Source organism: Anaerosporobacter mobilis DSM 15930 (genome assembly GCF_900142955.1).
In the GTDB taxonomy this organism is placed as follows: domain Bacteria; phylum Bacillota; class Clostridia; order Lachnospirales; family Lachnospiraceae; genus Anaerosporobacter; species Anaerosporobacter mobilis.
Genome location: NZ_FRCP01000013.1, coordinates 61,808 through 83,068, shown reverse-complemented (window position 1 = coordinate 83,068; position 21,261 = coordinate 61,808). Strand labels below are relative to the sequence as shown.

Sequence of the window (21,261 nt, the reverse complement as noted above, 5' to 3'; positions counted from 1 at the left end):
TCTATGATGGTGAGTCGAGTTAACAAAACTCGTATTCTATATCATAGGGGATTTATTCTAGTTATCAATATAAATCTCTTGACAAATAGATGTAGGGAAATTAAGATTATATTAATAATTAGCTAAAATTAGCTAACTTAATATTATTACTTATATTATGTTTGTCTACATGGAGAAGAGTTTCAAGTTGACTACTATAATAGATAAAGAGGGGAAAAGAATGGCTAAATCAGTGAAATTAGCAGATATTGCTGCTAGATTAAATGTTAGTACGGTGACCGTTTCAAAGGCCTTATCTAATCAAAAAGGTGTGAGTGAAGAGCTTCGTGAAAAGATTAAAAAACTAGCGGATGAGATGGGATACCGCCAACCATCTACTATTAAGAAAGATGCTGAGAGTTCAAGTTATAATATTGGTGTCGTAATTGGTGAGATGTTTCTAGATAAGTATCAATCTTTTTATTGGCAGATGTATCAATCGGTTACAACAAGAGCCGTTATGAAAGGTTGTTTTACATTATTAGAAGTAGTTAGTAAAGAGGATGAGAATAATTTAATTCTACCTAAACTAGTACAAGAACAAAAGATTGATGGCGTTGTGGTAATTGGTCGGTTGAACGAAGCCTATCTAAAATGTTTGAATATGCGTGCGGGAATACCAGTTATCTATCTCGACTTTTATGATGAGAAGGAATCTTGCGATGCCATTATATCCAATAGTTACTTTGGATCATATATGTTAACTAATTATTTGCTTGAGATGGGACATAAGAAAATCGGTTATGTAGGATCGCTTTTAGCAACGGATAGTATAACAGACCGTTACTTTGGTTATGCCAAAGCTCTTATGGAGCATAGAATACCAATTAATCAAGAGTGGATTATAGAAGACCGTACGGCTGATATAGCAAAGATTTACGTGGATCCGAAATCTGTATTACTTGATGACATGCCTACCGCATTCGTTTGTAATTGTGATTTAACTGCTAGTTATGTAATTAAGATATTACAAGAAGCTGGATATAAAGTACCAGAAGATATATCGATTGTTGGTTTCGATAATTACTTATATCCGGGTATGTGCAATATTGGAATCACATCCTATGAGGTTGATTTTAAAGAGATGGCAAGACGTACGATTCATAATATGATTAAGAAGATAGCAAATCCAGACTATAAACCGGGAGTTGTTATCGTTCAAGGTAAATTAGTTTATAAAGAAAGTGTTGCACGTATCTAGTACGTATAGAATATAATAAAGCAAATCACTTGTGGAGAGATTCTGTGGTTACAGTTAGTTTGTGTTTAATTGTGAAGAATGAAGCTGACAAATTAGATAATTGTCTTAAGTCAGTTGCAGAGGCTGTGGACGAAATTATTATTGTAGATACGGGCTCTATAGATGAAACCAAGGAGATTGCAAGAAGATATACAGATAAAGTCTATGATTTTACCTGGTGTGACGATTTTTCAGCAGCAAGAAATGAATCCTTTCGACACGCTACCAAGGATTATATATTATGGCTTGATGCCGATGATATCTTAAAACCAGAAGATTGTACGAAGCTACAGAACCTGAAAGAATCATTACCAGAACAGATTGATGCAGTGTACTTTAGTTATAATTATGCATTTGATGATACAGGAAAGCCGGCTTTAACATTTATGAGAGAGCGGTTAGTAAAGCGAAGCACCAATCCGAAATGGCTTGGGTTTATCCATGAATACATTGATATTCATGGGAATACGCTAGAATCCGATATTGTTGTAACCCATACGAGGGTTCATGGGAATGCTGACCGTAATTTGAATATATATAAGAAAAAGATTGCAGAAGGTGTAGAATTAAATGCAAGAGATCAATATTACTATGGAAAAGAGTTATACTATCATGGTAAATTTGAGGAAGCAATTGAGGTGCTCGAAAAATTCGTTACATTACCGGTTTGGATAGAAGATGAATTGGATGCGAACAACCGACTGGCGGAGTGCTATATCTGGAAGAAAGAATATAGGAAAGCAAGAGGATTTATCTATAATAATTTAGAACGAACGATTCCTAGAGCAGAATCCTTGTATCAACTAGCGAAAGCGTTTCAACAAGAAGGTAGATATGAAGATGCTGCGTATTGGTATGAAACTATTTTGCAGAAGGAAAAACCAACGAACGTAGCGGGTTTCCTCTACGACGAATATTGGACTTGGAAACCTCATATCGAATTATGCGTATGTTATTATTATTTAGGTAAAATTAATAAAGCAATAGAGCAGAATGAAATGGCCGCGAAGTATGTTCCAAACAATGATGCTGTGCTCTATAATAAACAATTCTTTCATGACATTAAGAAAGACAGTAATAAAAATTAAGTGTATGGTGCGTAGTTAATCGCCCGTAGAGCAAATGATTACGATTTGTTCTAGGGCGATTTTCTTATGCGTTACGATTGATCATTAAGAGTACTTCCTTTGGCTATTTTGTTTATATAGTTATTGAATCAAAGAAGTTCTTATTGTATAAGGCCGCAGCGTTGAATTCATCTAATAATAGAGCTTGATTATTATAATGAATTGCTAATGAGATATCATCTTTATTGTATGCACAGATACACATTTGTATATAAGCAATCGCTTTTTGTTTTTTTTGTTCTATATTAAAAGAAGGATAAAGTTCTTCTACTGTAGCTAAACGATACCAGAACATAGATAAATCCCACTGTTGCATCCTAAAATAAAGAGCACCTATCTTACAACAAAGTGGTACATCGGGAGCTTTAAGTTGCATATATTGAAAACTATATTCCAAAGCTTTTTCAGTATTGTTAGTTTGTATATAACAGTCTGTTAGATACTCATAACTTCTATGAACCTCATACGCGTTATCTGATTCGTGCTGAAGAAAATCGATGAATACGGGGATACATTTCTCATATAATTCTGACATAAACAATTCGCCACCATAGAAATATTTCTCATGAGGGAGGAGTTCATAACCATCTAGTAGACGTTGTTCATAGTTAGGAAGGTAACGAGAATAATGCCCATGATCACTCGTATGCGTAACATGAATAGAGCTGTGATAATACGTTCCTTGTACAACAAGTTCTTCATGTACAAAATATCTCCAGTAAAATCCAGCTTTGTTACGGACTAATCTATCGCGGGGGATAGAAAGTGTAGAGATACCCTCCTTGTTAAAGGTTATATCATAGATCATGGTTACGATATCTATGGACGAATCCAGGGTTTCTTTGAGGTGAAGGAGAGAATCATGATCATCCTTTCTTATGATATCATCTGCATCTAACCATAAGATATATTCTTTCGTTGCAAGTGAGAAGGCGTAGTTTCTTGCTGCAGCAAAATCATTTATCCAAGTATAATGGTAAATGGTATCGGTGAACTCTTTTATAACCTGGATCGTATTGTCAGTAGATCCAGTATCCACAATTATAAACTCATCAACAACATCTTTAACAGAATCAAGACAATTTCGGAGACACGTGTCCTCGTTTTTTACAATCATACATAGACTAATCGTTATCATTTAGGTCCTCCAGTAGCTGCATTTCTCTATACTTATCTTCAACTATTTTCAGATTAGTTTGAAGACGAGAATCATCAGGGGATAAGGATAGGGCTATCCTGGCGTAGTTAAGAGATTCAGAATATTTGCCTAGATAATAACTTGCGATTGCACCGTAATCGGGAAGTAGATATCCCCAGGAAGCCTCTTCATCTAGGTAAGATCCAGTCCGCTCTGTCTTTTCCAGAGCATTTGTAACAAGGTCATATAGAGTTTCCCAGTCTTGCTGATGATAAGAAATATGTGAATATTCAAGATAGGATTCACGAATGGTAGGAGCTTCTTTAATTGCTTTCTTCAACCAACTTATTGAGGTATCTAGTTCATCTTTATTCAAATAACACCTGGCGATGTACCTCATCGAAGCGCATCGTTCTACACTCCAAGTCGCGGTTGGAAGCGTAAGATGATAAAGAAGGGTTTCAATTGCTTGATCGTTTTTTTTATGAAACATATATTCTCGTCCTAGGTAATGTATATTTCTATCATACAAAGGATATTCTTTGGCAGAAAGTTCAAGTAAGTTTAGATAATTCCCTCTAGATTTATTGGTATCTGGATAGTGTTTCAGATGAATTGCTAACTGCGTAGAATAGGTATCAGGTGAAGTCCCCGAATACTCAAGAATCTCATGTACTGGATATATCCAATGAAAGTCCTTCCTTTTGTGAATCTTCTCATATAAGTAAGTAACAATGGGTTTCCCATCTGGATGGAATCCAAACGTATATTGATACCTAAGACGAGTTGTACTGTCATCCCATGCTTCTTCTAATTGTGTACGCCAACCAGGGTCAAAAATCTCATCGAGATCCGTACAAACACAAATATCAGTATCTTCTGGCACGAACTCTAGAGATTTATTTCTTGCAACGTCAAATCTCCAAGGGTCAATGTTTATGGAGTGTACATGTACTCCAAGTGAGGTAAGTAGAGATATGGTATTATCCGTAGAACCGGTATCTGCAACCACTATTTCATCTGCTTCTGACATAGATGCTACCCATTGTTGTACGAATTTTTCTTCGTTTTTTGCTATAGCATAAACACAAACTTTATATCGATTCATATTGACCTCCTTTTATTATCGGATAAGGAAAATCTTTATATCCTTTGATACAGAGATTTTCCTTATTGAATAACTTAACTCTATTCATAACATAATTCTATTCATAACTTAATTGTTATTGACTCAAACTTCGCACATAAAAACTTTATTTTGAGTAGGTAATTGCTATACTCATAAGAAAAACTATCTGAACACGTCAGCACTGTACTGACTACGTGTGAAGCTAAGCGAGAGCGGGTTTTTCGCCTAGTATAGCAATTAACTACTCCTCGAAAACTTCAAGTGCGAAGTTTGATTAATTGAACTATAACTAGGTTGTGGCTAAACCTGCATTAACGAAAACATTGACAACACCACAAGAGGTAGCACTAGAAGCATATACAACTAATAAAATTCTAGTACCAGCGCTAATAGATCCGGTAATATTAGCAATAGCACCATTTGATACATTCGAACCAGGTGCAGTAAAGGTAACAGAAGCACCTGATAAAGGAGAAAATGTTGTACTATTAAATGGGGCAGTATAGATCTGTGCAGTGATTGTTGTATCAGTAGATGTAATTGACTGTACCACAGCAGTAACTGCAAGGGAATCTAAGGTTAGGCGTCTAGGAGCAACGAAAGCGAATCCTTGTAAGGCATTAATAATTGAAATAGATGAGTTAATTGTTGTATTTTGCGTCGTATCCGTGCCAAAGCCAATAATTCCAACTTGTCTAGATGAGTTACCAGTACTTACATCTAAAGTTATGCTACCTCCAGAAGCGTAAGGGATAATTGAGCCTGGGGAAGATGAGCCAGTAGGACCAGTAGGACCTGTTCTGCCTGTATCGCCCGTTCTGCCAGTAGCACCAGTAGGACCTGCGTTACCTGTTCTACCAGTAGGGCCGATAGGACCAATATCACCCGTTCTACCCGTATCCCCCGTTCTACCAGTAGGGCCAATAGGACCAATATCACCCGTTCTACCCGTATCGCCCGTTCTACCAGTAGGACCGATAGGACCCGTATCGCCCGTTCTACCAGTAAGACCGATAGGACCCGTATCACCCGTCCTACCAATAGGACCGATAGGACCAATATCACCCGTTCTACCCGTATCCCCTGTTCTACCAGTAGGGCCCATAGGACCTCTGTCACCCGTTCTACCTGTATCGCCTGTTCTGCCGGTTGGACCCATAAGACCCGTATCACCCGTTCTACCCGTATCCCCCGTTCTCCCCGTTTCCCCCGTTCTACCAGTAGGGCCAGTAGGACCCGAATTACCTGTTCTACCTGTATCGCCCGTTCTACCAGTAGGGCCCATAGGACCTGTATCACCCGTTCTACCCGTATCGCCCGTTCTACCAGTAGCGCCAGTAGGACCCGTATCACCCGTTCTACCCGTATCGCCCGTTCTACCAGTAAGGCCGGTAAGTCCAGTAGGACCCGTATCCCCCGTTCTACCTGTATCGCCCGTTCTACCAGTAGGGCCGATAGGACCCGTATCACCATTTCTACCAGTGTCACCCGTTCTACCAGTAGAACCCGTAGGGCCTATATCACCAGTTCTACCTGTAGCACCATTTCTACCACAAGGGCCTGTAGGACCTATGCAGCATCGACAACATGGACAGCATTGGTTATTATCGTGATGGTGAGAACAAGACTTGTCATCACTACTACCTGTATTGTTTGAACCTGACCAATAGTTAGGATTTTTCATAAAATCACTCCGTTATAATATTTCCATATTCTATGTTACGCATTAGTTGCTAATCTAAATATGGTTTAATTTGAAAACTTATCATTGCTAACATGAATCGACATAATCAAATATGGATAGTATAATATATTCGAATTACAACAAAAAGTTACATCAATGCTAAGGTAAAAGGTAGAGTGCTGGGATTTATTAAAGATATTTAGTTCATTACATATGTATTCAAAAGCTAACGATGAAACTCTTCTTCTTGGAGACAAGGATATGATTGTCGTCATTATATAAAAACAACTCGAAAACTGGAATAAATAGAAACAGTTTTCGAGTTGTATAATTATTCCAGTATATCGTAAGCTTGTAATTCATTACATTTCTTATATACATGTAATGTATTCTGTCTATCACAGGTTGCTAGGAATACTTCAGATATATCATCGATCTGATGTGCTTTTAATTGGGAGTGTAACCAGGTTTCGTTATTGCCAGTGTGCTTTAGATTATCAGTCATAATATGTCCATCAATAATAACGTTTGCAACAAGGTAATCTTGTGTGATAGATAACTTCATATCTTTACCCGTTAGTGGCCTTGTATCTGATAGCGGTAAAAAGCTAAGTTTGCCGTTTGGCTCAAGGATAATCGTTTGTATAGTAGATAAATCAAAATAACCAGCTGTTCTACATAAGCATAACAATTCGCTGGAATCTAGTTTAGCCTTCCTTAAACTTTTCTCATAGATTGTGCCATTGTCATAGAGGATTACGGGCTTACCCGTAACAATACGTCTGAATTTGATGGATTTATTTGTAAGTTCTGAAATCGAGATTACTACAAGAGCATAGATAATCATCGCAACAAATGGTTTAGTCACGTCGGTGAATTCTGTTGTTGCCATCTCAGCTGCAATGGAGCCTATAGTTATACCGTTAATATAATCAAACATGGTTAATTGAGACATTTCTCGATTGCCCATTAATTTGCTTAGGATAAATAGAGTAATAATAGAGCCTAGAGCAGTAAGAATTACGTGTATAATTTCCATGTGTTCTCCTATCTGCACAAGGTAAAGAGCCTGTGCGTTATATTCCAATGTGAATAAGCATATTTCACATTTTAAGCTAATTGTAGTATGCTCCGATAGGATAATAATATGTAATGCTATTGATGAAAATTTGACGAAGTATTAAATGCTTGTACAGAAAAAAGACCTATCTTTCGATAGGTCTAAACAAGCTTGTTATATCTATAGTAAAATAAGCGTGATTATATCACAATTAAGCAATTTTGTTAACAGCTAAACTTAAGCGAGAAATTTTTCTTGCAGAAGTATTTTTGTGATAAACGCCTTTTTTAGTAGCTTTATCAATTTCACTAATTGCATCTCTTAAGCATGCTTTTGCAAGAGCAGCGTCGCTAGCAGCCACAGCAGCGTCTACTTTCTTGATAGCAGTCTTTACTTTAGATTTAATTGCTTTGTTTCTCATTGTCTTAGTTTCGATAACTTTGATTCTTTTTTTAGCAGATTTAATGTTAGCCAATCCGTACACCTCCAAAATTTTGATTATATTAGATACTGTGTTTCATTAAACCCGGACACGGACGTTCTAATGTAAACATACTCATATATTGTAGTATAAGAACGAATTTCTGTCAATACATAATTTCGATATTTATAGGAAAAACTGTGGATGTCCATTGATAACCTTTAGTATGTGAAAAATATAAAAAATATATGTTTATACTGCTAAATACTTATGAGTTTGACACAATTCTGAGTAAATCATTGAATAAAGGAAAGGATTATATAACGATGAAAGAAGAAATAAAGAGAAGTAGTGCAAATTGTAATGCAAGAACTGACCTTGCATTAGAAGTAAGAGAAAGTTTTGAAGAAGATAATGTTGAGGTATCTGGTGTAGTATTAGAAGAGGATTATGTACAAGATAAAGATATTAAGATAACAAGAGTAATAATTAAAGATGAGCATGGACAAGCAGCAATGGGGAAACCTATAGGGACCTATATTACGATAGAAGCACCTCGCCTTCAAGAAGATGACGAAACCTATCATGAACCATTAACAGACGAAATCGTTAAATATATTAAAGAACTACTAGGGGAGGATAAGGAAGGAGAGGTACTTATTGCGGGACTTGGCAATCGTGAAGTTACACCAGATGCACTTGGACCAAAGGTAGTTGATAATTTGTTTGTTACAAGACATCTTATTAGGGAATATGGAGAGGAATTCAAGAAGAAAAATCAAATGGAATCTATGAGTGCGATTGCTCCTGGGGTAATGGGTCAAACGGGTATGGAAACTAGCGAGATTCTAAAGGGAATAATCAAGCAAACAAAACCAAAATGCCTTATTGCAATTGATGCATTAGCAGCAAGGAGTGTATCAAGATTGAATACGACGATACAAATCACAGATACTGGAATTAGTCCTGGATCAGGTGTTGGTAATCATAGAAATGCTTTGAACGAAGAATGCCTTGGAGTGAAAGTAATCGCTATCGGTGTTCCTACTGTAGTGGATGGTGCCACAATAGTGAATGACACGCTAGAGAGATTCTTAGATGGAAAAGGATTCTCGGAGGAGGAGATGTATAAATTCATGGAAGAAGTAAGAGAAAAGATGGTTTGTAATATGTTCGTGACCCCAAAAGGAATTGATGATGCGGTAAAGAGAATCAGTTATACGATTTCCGAAGCACTCAATCAATGCTTTTGTCAAACCATATAATACAGACAAGCAATTGCGAAACTCAATTACGAATATAGGTTATGTTACCGTATTCTGTTGAATTTCGCAATTTTTAAAGGATACGAAAAGACGTTTTGTTAAGATTAATAGAATGCGGTTCATCGAATAATACTAGATACATAGAATATAATATAGAAAGGAATTTTAATAAATTACAATGAACAAGGGAGGGAGTGTTAAGGTAAGATTTTTGCAGATTTTTGAAGGGATATGAAAACGAATATGAATATGAATATGAAGATTGATAGAAGGAGTATGTGGAATTCATTGCATCAGGTGTTTTGGATTATAGTATCACTTTTTGCAATTATAATTATTATAAAATGTTGTGCTGTAACCACAAAAACCGATTTTTCAGACACATTTAAAGAGGTTATAGAAGAGATGATAAGCGATTTTAGTTTATCACTCTACCAAGAACAATCGAATTATCTATCATACATAGTAGAGTCGGCTGTCCTACCTGAACTAGAAGATAGTAATCCTATATTCAAATTTATGACAAGCATGTTTCCGATTCAGCAGTATACAATTTCAGAGAAGATGCAGATGGTTATGAATGGTGATGTTGAGGAGACAGATAACGAATTTATTGAAGTAATGAAGTTAATGACCAGTGATAGTTTCATGAATGGGAACGCAGGCTTTGGTGAGGATGATTCTACTCATAATAGTGAACTTTTAGTGGATAGTGAACTTTCTGATGTGGAAGGAAATCCACGTGATTCTTACTATGAAGATGATACTACAACAGCAAGTTCTACAGCGGTAGCGAATAATAGTCTGTTGAATAAGATTCATACCCTTGAAAGTTCAAGGGATTATACATATCTAATCAAGAATTTCTATATAGTGGATAAAACTACTTATACAACTAAGAACGAATTTGATGTGAATAAATTATTAGATAAAGATTTGACAATCTCTATAAACTCTGATAAACCACAAGTACTAATCTATCATACCCATGCATCGGAAGCGTTTGCGGATAGTAGGAAGAACAAAACAGAGGATACAATAGTTGGAGTTGGAGAGCGTTTGACGGAGATTTTAGAAGAACAGTATGGAATTAATGTAATACATGATACAAGTATCTACGATATGATGGGAGGAACTTTTGATAGAGGAACAAAAGCCTATGACTATTCCCTTAAAGGAGTAACGAAAATATTGAAAGAGAATCCTTCTATTAAAGTGATTATTGACCTTCATCGTGATGAAGGTGAAAAAAGAGTGACCCAAATAGGAGGCAAAGACACAGCACAAATTATGCTATTCAATGGGCTGAGTAGGAATGCAAATGGTGATAATAAGTATATCCCAAATGAAAATCTTATAGGCAATTTAGCATTCAGTTTGCAACTTGAACTGCAAGCTATGAAAGAATATCCGACATTAATGAAGAGAATATATCTTAAGAGTTATCGATACAATCTACATTTGTTGCCTAGAGCTACGCTGGTAGAATTAGGAACTGCGAATAATACGGTAGAAGAGGCAAAGAACGCAATGGAACCATTCGCAAAAGTCATCTATCAAGTATTATCTGGAAATACCACACAGACACCAGCTACAACAAAGTAGTGCAGTAGAGAACATGCAAATTTTCTTGTGTCTACTAGGTTCCTATGATATAATGCTTCATAGTAATATGGATAATAAGCCTATTATAGAATGATGATGTCAAATTAGCATCATCATTCTGGGCTCAGGAGGAATATAGATGGCACATATTGACCAGAGTAAAATAAGAAATTTTTGTATTATTGCGCATATCGATCATGGTAAATCAACATTAGCTGACCGTATTATTGAGAAGACGGGTCTTCTCACTAGTAGAGAGATGCAAGCACAAGTACTTGATAACATGGAACTTGAGCGTGAAAGAGGAATTACAATTAAGGCGCAAACCGTTCGTATCGTATACAAAGCCAACAATGGAGAAGAATATATCTTTAACCTAATTGATACTCCAGGACACGTTGACTTTAACTATGAGGTATCTAGAAGTCTTGCAGCTTGTGAAGGTGCAATTCTTGTGGTTGATGCAGCGCAAGGTATTGAGGCTCAGACACTTGCTAATGTATATCTAGCTCTTGACCATGATCTTGATATCATGCCTGTAATCAATAAGATTGACTTACCAAGTGCGGAACCAGAACGTGTTAAGAATGAAATTGAAGATGTTATTGGTTTAGAGGCTTGGGATGCACCACTTATATCGGCAAAGAATGGTATCAATATTGAAGAGGTATTAGAGCAAATCGTAACGAAGATTCCAGCTCCACAAGGTGATGCAGACGCACCGTTACAAGCATTGATTTTTGACTCTGTATATGATGCTTATAAAGGTGTTATTATCTTCTGTCGTGTGAAAGAAGGTTCGGTTAAGAGAGGTACTGAGATTAAGATGATGGCAACTGGAGCAATTGCAGATGTAGTTGAAATCGGTTATTTTGGTGCGGGTCAGTTTATCCCTTGTGATGAATTATCTGCAGGTATGGTTGGTTATATCACAGCGAGTCTTAAGAATGTTAAAGATACTCGTGTAGGTGATACCGTAACCGATGCGAATAATCCATGTAAAGAAGCACTTCCAGGTTATAAGAAGGTTAATCCGATGGTATACTGTGGTATGTATCCAGCTGATGGCTCTAAGTATGGCGATTTGCGTGATGCATTAGAGAAGTTACAACTTAATGATGCGGCATTACAATTTGAAGCAGAGACATCAGTTGCACTTGGATTTGGATACCGTTGTGGTTTCCTTGGATTATTACATCTTGAGATTATTCAGGAACGTCTTGAAAGAGAATATAATCTTGATATTGTAACAACAGCACCAGGTGTTATCTACAAAGTTCATAAAACGGATGGACAAGTAATAGACGTAACTAATCCATCAAACTTACCAGATCCATCTGAGATAATGTATATGGAAGAACCAATTGTTAATGCGGAGATTATGGTAACTACCGAGTTCGTTGGTGCTATTATGACCTTATGCCAAGAAAGACGTGGTGTGTATCTTGGTATGGAATATATGGAAGAGACAAGAGCCCTTCTTAAGTACGAGTTACCGCTTAATGAAATTATCTATGATTTCTTTGATGCATTAAAATCAAGATCAAGAGGATATGCTTCTTTTGATTACGATATGAAGGGTTACGAAAAATCTGAACTTGTTAAACTTGATATTCTTATTAATAAGGAAGAAGTGGATGCCCTTTCATTCATCGTTCATGCAGAAACTGCTTACGATCGTGGTAGAAAGATGTGTGAAAAATTAAAGAATGAGATTCCAAGACAATTATTCGAGATTCCAATTCAGGCAGCAATCGGTAGCAAGGTTATCGCTAGAGAAACTGTTAAAGCGATGCGTAAAGATGTACTTGCCAAATGTTATGGTGGTGATATCTCAAGAAAGAGAAAACTTCTAGAGAAGCAAAAAGAAGGTAAGAAGAGAATGCGACAAGTTGGTAATGTAGAGATACCACAAAGTGCATTTATGAGCGTATTAAAGTTAGATGAAGAATAGAATGGTAGAGAATAGAAATCCTATAGGAATCTATATTCATATTCCTTTTTGTGAGGCCAAATGTGCCTACTGTGATTTCTTATCAGGCCCATCAAGTAATGAGAATAAGAAACGGTATGTAGATGCGTTGATTGAACAAATCAAAGAATATTCCTACCTTAATGAGGAGTATTATATTCGAACTATATTCATCGGTGGAGGGACACCTAGCAGTATTGATCCAATGGATATAAGAAGAATTCTAGGAATGGTGTATGAAGTATTTGAAATAGAGAATATCTATAGTGGTGATGAGAATACTAAGCAAACATTGCAAGACAATAATAAGATAGAGATTACCATAGAGGCAAACCCAGGAACTTTAACTAAGGATAAACTACTTATATACAAGGAGGCTGGTATTAACCGTATTAGTATGGGATTACAGTCTGTGAATGATAAGGAATTAAAGCTACTTGGACGTATTCATACGTATGATCAGTTTGAAGAAAACTATCATCTTGTTAGAAAAAGCGGTTTTACTAATATCAATATTGACCTTATGTCTGCCCTTCCCGGGCAGACTATTGATACTTGGGAACGTACACTAAAGACTATTATAGAACTAAATCCCGAACATATATCAGCCTATAGTCTAATTATTGAAGAAAGCACGCCTTTTTTTGAGCGTTATGCGGATGGTAGTGAGTTGCCGGCGGAAGAAGAAGACAGGCAAATGTATTATCTTACTAAGAAACTTCTTAGAGAAGCTGGATATGAACGTTATGAGATATCTAATTATGCTAAACCAGGCTTTGAAAGTAAGCATAATTCTTCTTATTGGGAGCGTATTGATTATATCGGTTTCGGTTTAGGAGCATCTTCTTGTCTAAATAATACTCGTTTTCATAATGAAGAAGATTTGGCTTTATATATAGAAGAAGGAATAGGAGTTCAGAAAGAAAACAGTGTCTCTTTCAATGGAAGATTTGCACGAAAAGAGTCACAACAACTTACGTTAAAAGAGCAGATGGAAGAGTGTATGTTCTTAGGTCTTAGAATGATGAAGGGGGTAGATCTGAATCAGTTTGAACAGCAATTTGAAGTTCAATTTGACAAGGTCTATGGAAAAATTGTAAAAGAGATGGTATCAGACGGATTATTAGTTATTAAGGACCATCATCTTATCTTAACAGAACGTGGTATTGACTTAAGTAATTATGTAATGTCAGAGTTCTTATTATAGATTATAAATGCAAAAAATATGCTATACTAAAAGACAATCTTTAAAAGGTTTGTGTGTGGAGTTGGGATATATAATATCCGTTAATCCGTATAAGAACCATGAAGATTGTCTTTTTGCTAGTTTGTGATTGAACATATTATTTATATTTTTTATAGAATAGATAATATTTACTAATTGTAGTATAATTTCACACAATTATCTCTACCAGTGATATAATAATAAGAGGTATGAATTGACAGAAGGGACTGACTATAATGATACATAAGAAAAAACTTGTTGGTAACCATCAAGGAAGTGTTAATAAGTGTCAGGATGATTATGAGCACAAAGGTTACTATAAAAAATATCGAAAGAAATTTATATTACTATTTACTATATTGATTGCATGTATTCTAATTCAGAATATCCATATTGCAATATCTGCTAGAGCAAGTGGAAAAGTATATAAGATCACAACGAGCACAAAACCATGCGATTCTTCAGCGAAATATACTACTTATAATAAATATACGAAACATTATTATACACTTCTATCTTACCTAAAAAAACTTGAAGAAGAAGGAGGCGGTACTTTAGAGTTATCGAAGGGGACCTATACGATTACGAACACGCTTTATGTGCCGTCCAATGTAACAATTAAATTAAAGGACGGTGTTAAGATTGTTAAAGGGAAAAAATCGGGAACAAGTAAATTCACGGCATCAAAGTCTATATTTCAGTTTTGTGGTTATTCAAAAAGCAGCAAAAAAGGTGTGTATAAGAAGTATAATGGTGAATCGAATATATCATTAATCGGAGAAGGTACAGTAAGTATAGATATGAATTACGATGAAGATGCGGTTGGAATTATGATGTGTCATAATCGTAATATTAAGATAACGGGAATAACCTTTCAAAACATGTATAGTGGTCACTTTATTGAGATGGACGCGTCGAAGAATGTAATAGTCAAGAACTGTACATTCAAGAATCATAAGGATTCTTATAATAACAATAAGGAAGCAATAAATTTGGATACACCTGATAAGAGTACTAATGGATTTCACGCAGATTGGAGTTCGTACGATAAAACTGCTAATGAGAATGTAATAATATCTAATTGTACATTCAAGAATTTAGAGCGTTCCATTGGAACACATAAGTATTCACAGAATGAATTACATACGAATGTGCAAATTCTTAACAATACGATTACGAATTGTGACCAAGATGCAATTCGTATTATGAATTGGAAAGAACCAATTATTAAAGGTAATACCATTACCAATGTAGGAAACAAGAAAAATGGGCTACGTGCCATTCTTATAAGTGGAGTCATTAATCCGCAGATTTCAGATAATTTGTTTAAGAGTGTTTCGAGACCAATACAGATTATGCCATGGAAGAATATCGGGGATGGAGATGAGTACGACATCATTTATAGTTTTATTAGCGATGCTTGTATAGAAATTATGAAGAATAATAAACTAATTGATGGTGATGAATATTTTATTCGATATAGTAAGGAATACAATGAATATAAGAATAATACGGAAAAGATTCCATTGAAGTCATAGAATTTATAGAGAGCTATTAGCATTCTGGTTAGTGTATGCTAATAGCTCTTTTAGTATATTCATTGATTGATACAAGGGTTTGTATGAAATATATAAAAAAATGTAAAAAATAAACCTGAAAATATATAAAACATACAAAAGGATTGTAAGACGAATTTATAAATGATATAATAATTACTATAGATGAGGTGCGTGTACATAAAATGTAGCTAAAAACTATAAATAATTTGTAGACCCTCCATCATGACCCCGATGAATGGAGCTTGGTTTTACAAGCAAGAGGTAAAAAAATGGTCAAAGCATTATTAGTAGAAGATGAAGCTATTACAAGAAAAGGCTTATTAAAGCATATGCCATGGACACAATTAGGTATTGATGAAATACGTAGTGAAGAAGATGCAGAGACGACACTAGAAATTAGTGATGACTATCAACCAGATATTATTATATCTGATATTAAGATGCGTGGTATTGATGGAATTGATATGTGTCGCTCTCTAAAGAAACGATTACCTAATTGCCAAATTATATTTATTAGTAGTTATTCACAAAAAGAATATCTGAAAGCTGCAATTGAACTAGAGGCAATACAATATGTAGAGAAGCCAATTATACTAGAAGAATTATCAGAGGCTATTTGTAAAGCAGTAGAACGTCATAATAAGATATGTGAACAACAAAACATGCAAGTGAATTATGAAACAAGTGTATTACATATGAAGAATGAGACATTCTTCTCCTTATTGAGGGAACGTAACAATAGAGATTGTGAAACCATATTAAAGATGGCAGGACTTTGGAATGAAAGATGTAATGGATTCAGAATATGTATTATCAAATGGGCTGGTTTGTCTACAGAACCAGAGTACATCAAAGAATGGTATTTAAGTACAATTGAATTGAACAAAAAGGAAATGAGAGTAATCGTCCATGCGGATTTTTGGGATAATACAACCCTAATTCTATATTTAGCTACGGAAGGAACACAATTAGAAGATCGTGGACAAATTCTTAAAAGCATGTGTACACTAGCAGATAGACACGATAAGGAACATCTACATTTCCTTGCAATCGGTAAGTTTTGTACTGATCCCAGTGAGTTAGTATGTTCCTATCAGTTCGCCTTACAAGCTGCTCAATGTTTAGCCTTTAAAGGATATGGTACAAGTGCCTGTTACCTAGAAAATTGTGAGGAATGGCAAGGAGAATGGGAGCCAGATGAGGAGAAGGCACTGCGTGTTGCAATACAAAAGAAGGATTTACAAGCGATGGAGCAGGTGATTAATGGATTGTTTGAGCAATTGATAAAACGACGAGTTGCTTTGAATTCAATTGTTCGAAATTCCTGTTTAATGATTTATAACGATATACGTGCGGAAGAGAAGAATCAATTAGGTATAGGCTATAGAAGAAGTATGCCAAGAGATGAATATATATATATTCTTGAACAAGCTACTACACTAGAGGAGATTAAAGCATTACTATTGCAATATATTAGACGTACATTTGATAATAATTATATGGAATGTAGATGTAATAATCCAATAATTAAACAAGTAATTACATATATGCATGGGCACTATCAGGAAAGTAGACTTAATATTAACCGATTAGCTGAGGAAGTTTTTTTAACACCTACATATCTGTCAAGTTTATTCAAACAAGATACAGGGCTAACGATTAATCAATACTTAACAAAGATCCGTATGGAATATGCAAAGGCATTTTTAATGGAACCTAATTTAAAGTTATACCATGTGGCAGATAGAGTAGGATATGAAGATGCGGCTTATTTTGCAAGAATTTTTAAGAATTTAATAGGTATGACACCCTCAGAATACAGGGAGAAGGAGCTTTCTTGAAAACACGAACTATTATTAGTAAAGCTTGGTTTCGTCATCGCAGTATGCGTACAAAGATGACGATGTCCTATGCAATTCCATTACTAGCAATTGCCTTAGTATTATCAATAATTAGTTATAAGATTATATCTCTCCAGTATGCCAGACAAATTGTATATTCAGCAAATCAATCTTATGAACAAGCGATTTCTTATCTTGAAAATCATGTGCAGAATATGAATTATGTTCAACTGTTAATGGGATCCAATAAACAATTGAATGAAGTGTTGCGCGAAGGTGTTTTTGAATTAGAAGAATCTGCTGATCAGTACCGAGAGTATTGGAAACTAGATGAGATAATTATATCCATTGACTTATCCAATGGATTATATAATTGTGCGTTATATGTACCCGATACTTTGATTTATGCAAACAATAACTATCACTTTTATCCGATTTCTCAATTACCAGATATACAAGAATGGGATTATTTTTCATCGGCAATGGGAGGAGCAGTTTATTTTACAGATGCACAAGATGTGTTAGTAGGTAATTCGGCTAAACCAGTTAAACAGGTGGCTTTATTAAAAACAATCTACGATCGGAATGGAATACAATGTATTGCTCGAGTAAGTGTAGCGGTACAGGAATTGGAGAATATACTTAAAAATTCAGATATAACGAAAAAAGGGTTTAGTTACTTAATCAATAATCGAGAAGAGATAATAGTAACCTCGAATCAGGAGGATACACATTATATACAAATAGCAGAAGACAATAAGACTTTTCCAGAAGGAAAAGAAGAATGGAAAGATATTAAATATGGTAACAAGGGTGAGTATCTAGTTAGACGGCAAACGATTGAAGGCGCTGGCTGGACGCTTGTTAGTTTAATTGATAAAGAGGATTTCTATCAGGAGAGTAATGTGGTATTACAAGTTTTCGCAATGTTTGTACTTGTAATCTTCCCTGCCGTAGTATTAATTTCATATAATTTGGCGCGTTATTATACTAAGCGGTTAACCTTCCTAAGTAGCCAGATGACACAGCTTCAGAATGGAGATTGGAGTATCATGGAGAAAGTGGAAGAGGAAAGTGATGAGATTGGTCAGTTACTATCTCAATTTACTTATATGACGCAGGAATTACGCAATTTAATGATACGGCAGTATAAGTTAGGACAAAATGTGAAATCGGCAGAACTGAAGGCATTACAAGCGCAAATCAATCCTCATTTTCTATATAATACTTTAGATTTGATTAATTGGGAAGCGAGAGATCATGGAGCCGATGAGATTGTAACTATTGTGCAAAGTCTGGCAAAATTCTATCGAATTAGCTTGAATAAGGGGCGGCAGATGGTTAAGATTGCCGATGAGTTAGAACATGTTAGAGCGTATGTGAAAATTGAAAATTATCATTTTGAGGGAGCCATAACCCTGGATTTGAAAGTGGATGAAAGGGTATTAGAGCAGGGATGTATTAATATTATCTTACAGCCATTAGTAGAGAATGCAATTATGCATGGGATAGCAAAAGATAGTTCAATAAAATCGTGTCACATTATCATCGAGGTAATTGAAGATAATCAAGATATTGTTTTTCTAATAAGAGATAATGGACCAGGGATGACAAAGGAAGAGATGGAACAAATATTACAGAAGAATACCTATACTGCTGCTCATGGATATGGTGCGCAGAATATTAATTTTAGAATAAAGTTATACTATGGTGAGCAATACGGAATATCATATGAGAGTGAAGTTGGTGTAGGTACTTGTGTTACGGTTAGGATTCCAGGTATGTCCCTGGAAGAAGCAGAACAACTAGGAATATAGTATAGGTAGAGTGCTCTGATGACTTATCTTTAAAGTGTTTAATGTAAACATGGAAAAGATTTCATCAGAGCATTTTAAATTCACAGGATTGTCAGTGAAATCGTAGTTTTATCATATTACCTTTGTGCAAAATAACGTATATAATAAAGATAACTTGATTGAAGTACACATAATAACAAGGAGGAAGTAAAATATGATGAAATATTTTAGTAGTTTTGTACATGAATTCAAAAAGAATAGACCATTATTTATTATGATTGCACCAATGGTCATTCTAATATTTGTACTTTCCTATATACCTATGTCTGGTTTAGTATTAGCATTCAAGAACTATCGATTTGACCAAGGAGTATTTGGGAGTGCGTGGAACGGATTTGAAAATTTTCGATACTTATTTTCATCAGGTACAGGATGGTTAATCACTAAAAATACAATCTTATATAATGTGCTAAATCTTATTACATCACAGGCATTAGCAATTCTTATTGCAATTGCCATAACAGAGATGAAAGGGAAGTATTTTAAGAAAATTTCACAATCGGTTATTTTTTTACCTTATTTTATCTCTTGGGTTATTGTAGGAACCTTCGTGTATAACTTATTCAATTATGAAACTGGTTTATTGAACAGTATTTTGGAATCCTTAGGACATGAAAGCGTTAATTTCTATTCAATGCCAGGAGTATGGCCAATCATCATTTGTTTATTTAACTCTTGGAAATGGTGTGGTTATAATTCGGTTATCTATATTGCAGCAATTACAGGAATTGATGGAGAATGCTATGAAGCAGCTGAGATTGATGGAGCGAATATCTTCCAAAGAATTAAATTCATAACCTTACCAAGTATTAAACCTACTATTATTACAATGCTTTTGTTACAGGTTGGACGTATACTACGAGGCGACTTCGAGATGTTTTATCAAATTGTTGGGAACAATGGGCAACTTTATAATGCTACAGATGTAATTGATACCTATGTATTCCGCTCACTAATGCAGAATTCGAACCTTGGAATGACAGCAGCAGCTACATTCTATCAATCAATTCTATGTTTTATAATCATTATTGTTGTTAATCAGGTTGTCAAGAAAATTGATAAAGATTTGGCTTTGTTTTAATAATTGATATGAATCGTATAGGTAACAAAAGGAAAAGAACGGAGGGATTTTATGAATAGCGTTCCATTGGTGAAGTCGCAGAAAATCAAGAGAGGATCAGCTAGAATATGTTTTGATATAACGAGTTATATACTTGTTGGATTTGTAGCATTAATTTGTTTACTACCATTTATTGTATTAACTTCAGGCTCATTTTCATCAGAACAAGCAATACGATTTACTGGATATGGATTGTTTCCAAAAGATTTTTCGTTAGAAGCATATCGTCTAGTCTTTAAGACGCCATTAACTATATTGCGTGGATATGGAGTATCCATATTCATAACAGTAGTTGGAACATCAGTTGGACTAATCGTTCTTAGTTTGGCAGCTTATGTAATAAGTAGAAAGGATTTTAAGTATAGGAATCAATTTTCTTTCTTCTTTTATTTCACAACATTATTTAATGGAGGTATGGTAAGCACATATATCTTTTACATACAATATTTAAACCTAAAAGATAGCTACCTTGCATTGATTTTACCTGGCATGTTAAATGTATTCTATTTATTAATTATGAGAAGTTTTGTGTCAACGATACCGATGGCTTTAATTGAATCAGCTAAGATTGACGGAGCTGGTGAATTTAGAATTTTCAAAAGCATTATATTACCATTATTGAAATCAGGTCTTGCAACGATAGGGTTATTCTTGGCACTTGGATATTGGAATGATTGGTATAATGCCATGCTCTTTATGAATACGGCCGAGAAATATCCATTACAGTATATGTTATATGACTTGCTTCAACGTACACAAGCGTTAGCGCGAATTGCTAGTCAAGCAGGTATTCAAGTGGAAAATATGCCATCGAATACATTAAAATTAGCTATGGCAGTAGTAGCCACAGGTCCAATCATACTTGTGTATCCATTTGTACAGAAATATTTTGTAAAAGGTATCACAATTGGCTCAGTAAAGGGATAGCCGATTTGATCATACATTTCAATCTTTTATCAAACATAAAAAGGAGGAGTTTT

Annotated in this window: 16 protein-coding genes; 11 read left to right on the top strand and 5 right to left on the bottom strand. The window is 35.1% G+C overall.

What is annotated here, in order from left to right; genetic code table 11:
- Nucleotides 1–220 precede the first annotated feature (220 nt).
- Both BUB90_RS12980 and BUB90_RS12975 read left to right on the top strand, forming a co-directional pair.
- A complete protein-coding gene (locus BUB90_RS12980) occupies nucleotides 221–1,240 on the top strand; it encodes a LacI family DNA-binding transcriptional regulator (protein WP_073288410.1) in 1,020 nt (339 codons plus the stop codon).
- A 44-nt stretch (nucleotides 1,241–1,284) separates the two neighbouring features.
- Nucleotides 1,285–2,367 (top strand): tetratricopeptide repeat-containing glycosyltransferase family 2 protein, encoded by a 1,083-nt coding sequence (locus tag BUB90_RS12975; protein WP_073288408.1) that lies wholly within the window; start codon nucleotides 1,285–1,287, stop codon nucleotides 2,365–2,367.
- A gap of 112 nt (nucleotides 2,368–2,479) precedes the next feature.
- Here BUB90_RS12975 and BUB90_RS12970 read toward each other — a convergent pair whose 3' ends face one another.
- From BUB90_RS12970 to rpsT, 5 genes are all read right to left on the bottom strand, one after another.
- Nucleotides 2,480–3,544, bottom strand: coding sequence for a tetratricopeptide repeat-containing glycosyltransferase family 2 protein (locus tag BUB90_RS12970; protein WP_073288406.1), 1,065 nt, complete (start codon nucleotides 3,542–3,544; stop codon nucleotides 2,480–2,482).
- On the bottom strand, nucleotides 3,531–4,652 hold the full coding sequence (locus tag BUB90_RS12965) for a tetratricopeptide repeat-containing glycosyltransferase (protein ID WP_073288404.1): 1,122 nt from the start codon (nucleotides 4,650–4,652) through the stop codon (nucleotides 3,531–3,533). The genes BUB90_RS12970 and BUB90_RS12965 overlap by 14 nt, the downstream gene beginning before the upstream one ends.
- A gap of 310 nt (nucleotides 4,653–4,962) precedes the next feature.
- Entirely contained in the window at nucleotides 4,963–6,357 is a 1,395-nt protein-coding gene (locus BUB90_RS24110) for a hypothetical protein (protein WP_073288402.1), read from the bottom strand.
- Nucleotides 6,358–6,688: 331 nt separating this feature from the next.
- On the bottom strand, nucleotides 6,689–7,396 hold the full coding sequence (locus tag BUB90_RS12955; protein ID WP_073288400.1) for a DUF421 domain-containing protein: 708 nt from the start codon (nucleotides 7,394–7,396) through the stop codon (nucleotides 6,689–6,691).
- Between the two features lie 232 nt (nucleotides 7,397–7,628).
- Nucleotides 7,629–7,892, bottom strand: a complete 264-nt coding sequence (rpsT, locus tag BUB90_RS12950; protein WP_170865492.1) for a 30S ribosomal protein S20 — start codon at nucleotides 7,890–7,892, stop codon at nucleotides 7,629–7,631.
- A 272-nt stretch (nucleotides 7,893–8,164) separates the two neighbouring features.
- Between rpsT and gpr the strand changes: the two genes are divergently transcribed.
- The 9 genes from gpr (at nucleotide 8,165) to BUB90_RS12905 (ending at nucleotide 21,208) form a co-directional block, all read left to right on the top strand.
- Nucleotides 8,165–9,103 (top strand): GPR endopeptidase, encoded by a 939-nt coding sequence (gene gpr, locus BUB90_RS12945; RefSeq protein ID WP_073288396.1) that lies wholly within the window; start codon nucleotides 8,165–8,167, stop codon nucleotides 9,101–9,103.
- Between the two features lie 231 nt (nucleotides 9,104–9,334).
- Nucleotides 9,335–10,708 carry a stage II sporulation protein P gene (gene spoIIP, locus BUB90_RS12940; RefSeq protein WP_139241766.1) on the top strand — a complete coding sequence of 458 codons (1,374 nt, stop codon included), beginning with the start codon at nucleotides 9,335–9,337 and terminating at the stop codon, nucleotides 10,706–10,708.
- Between the two features lie 139 nt (nucleotides 10,709–10,847).
- Nucleotides 10,848–12,662, top strand: coding sequence for a translation elongation factor 4 (gene lepA, locus BUB90_RS12935; RefSeq protein WP_073288393.1), 1,815 nt, complete (start codon nucleotides 10,848–10,850; stop codon nucleotides 12,660–12,662).
- Between the two features lies 1 nt (nucleotide 12,663).
- Nucleotides 12,664–13,887: a radical SAM family heme chaperone HemW gene (hemW, locus tag BUB90_RS12930; RefSeq protein ID WP_073288391.1), complete on the top strand. Its 1,224-nt coding sequence runs from the start codon at nucleotides 12,664–12,666 to the stop codon at nucleotides 13,885–13,887.
- A gap of 254 nt (nucleotides 13,888–14,141) precedes the next feature.
- Nucleotides 14,142–15,443 carry a right-handed parallel beta-helix repeat-containing protein gene (locus tag BUB90_RS12925; protein WP_073288389.1) on the top strand — a complete coding sequence of 434 codons (1,302 nt, stop codon included), beginning with the start codon at nucleotides 14,142–14,144 and terminating at the stop codon, nucleotides 15,441–15,443.
- A gap of 290 nt (nucleotides 15,444–15,733) precedes the next feature.
- Complete coding sequence (locus tag BUB90_RS12920; protein ID WP_073288387.1) at nucleotides 15,734–17,305, top strand: response regulator transcription factor; 1,572 nt, start codon at nucleotides 15,734–15,736, stop codon at nucleotides 17,303–17,305.
- On the top strand, nucleotides 17,302–19,122 hold the full coding sequence (locus BUB90_RS12915; protein WP_073288385.1) for a sensor histidine kinase: 1,821 nt from the start codon (nucleotides 17,302–17,304) through the stop codon (nucleotides 19,120–19,122). Before BUB90_RS12920 ends, BUB90_RS12915 begins: the two co-directional genes overlap by 4 nt.
- Nucleotides 19,123–19,315: 193 nt before the next feature.
- Nucleotides 19,316–20,242, top strand: coding sequence for an ABC transporter permease (locus BUB90_RS12910; protein WP_084139249.1), 927 nt, complete (start codon nucleotides 19,316–19,318; stop codon nucleotides 20,240–20,242).
- A gap of 51 nt (nucleotides 20,243–20,293) precedes the next feature.
- A complete protein-coding gene (locus BUB90_RS12905; RefSeq protein WP_073288383.1) occupies nucleotides 20,294–21,208 on the top strand; it encodes a carbohydrate ABC transporter permease in 915 nt (304 codons plus the stop codon).
- Nucleotides 21,209–21,261: the final 53 nt, after the last annotated feature.

Coding starts and splice junctions, on each gene's coding strand:
- BUB90_RS12925 (WP_073288389.1), top strand. CDS start 14,142: ATGATACATAAGAAAAAACTTGTTGGTAACCATCAAGGAAGTGTTAAT.
- BUB90_RS12955 (WP_073288400.1), bottom strand. CDS start 7,396: ATGGAAATTATACACGTAATTCTTACTGCTCTAGGCTCTATTATTACT.
- gpr (WP_073288396.1), top strand. CDS start 8,165: ATGAAAGAAGAAATAAAGAGAAGTAGTGCAAATTGTAATGCAAGAACT.
- BUB90_RS12910 (WP_084139249.1), top strand. CDS start 19,316: ATGATGAAATATTTTAGTAGTTTTGTACATGAATTCAAAAAGAATAGA.
- BUB90_RS12970 (WP_073288406.1), bottom strand. CDS start 3,544: ATGATAACGATTAGTCTATGTATGATTGTAAAAAACGAGGACACGTGT.
- hemW (WP_073288391.1), top strand. CDS start 12,664: ATGGTAGAGAATAGAAATCCTATAGGAATCTATATTCATATTCCTTTT.
- BUB90_RS12965 (WP_073288404.1), bottom strand. CDS start 4,652: ATGAATCGATATAAAGTTTGTGTTTATGCTATAGCAAAAAACGAAGAA.
- BUB90_RS12905 (WP_073288383.1), top strand. CDS start 20,294: ATGAATAGCGTTCCATTGGTGAAGTCGCAGAAAATCAAGAGAGGATCA.
- lepA (WP_073288393.1), top strand. CDS start 10,848: ATGGCACATATTGACCAGAGTAAAATAAGAAATTTTTGTATTATTGCG.
- BUB90_RS12920 (WP_073288387.1), top strand. CDS start 15,734: ATGGTCAAAGCATTATTAGTAGAAGATGAAGCTATTACAAGAAAAGGC.
- BUB90_RS12980 (WP_073288410.1), top strand. CDS start 221: ATGGCTAAATCAGTGAAATTAGCAGATATTGCTGCTAGATTAAATGTT.
- BUB90_RS24110 (WP_073288402.1), bottom strand. CDS start 6,357: ATGAAAAATCCTAACTATTGGTCAGGTTCAAACAATACAGGTAGTAGT.
- spoIIP (WP_139241766.1), top strand. CDS start 9,335: ATGAAAACGAATATGAATATGAATATGAAGATTGATAGAAGGAGTATG.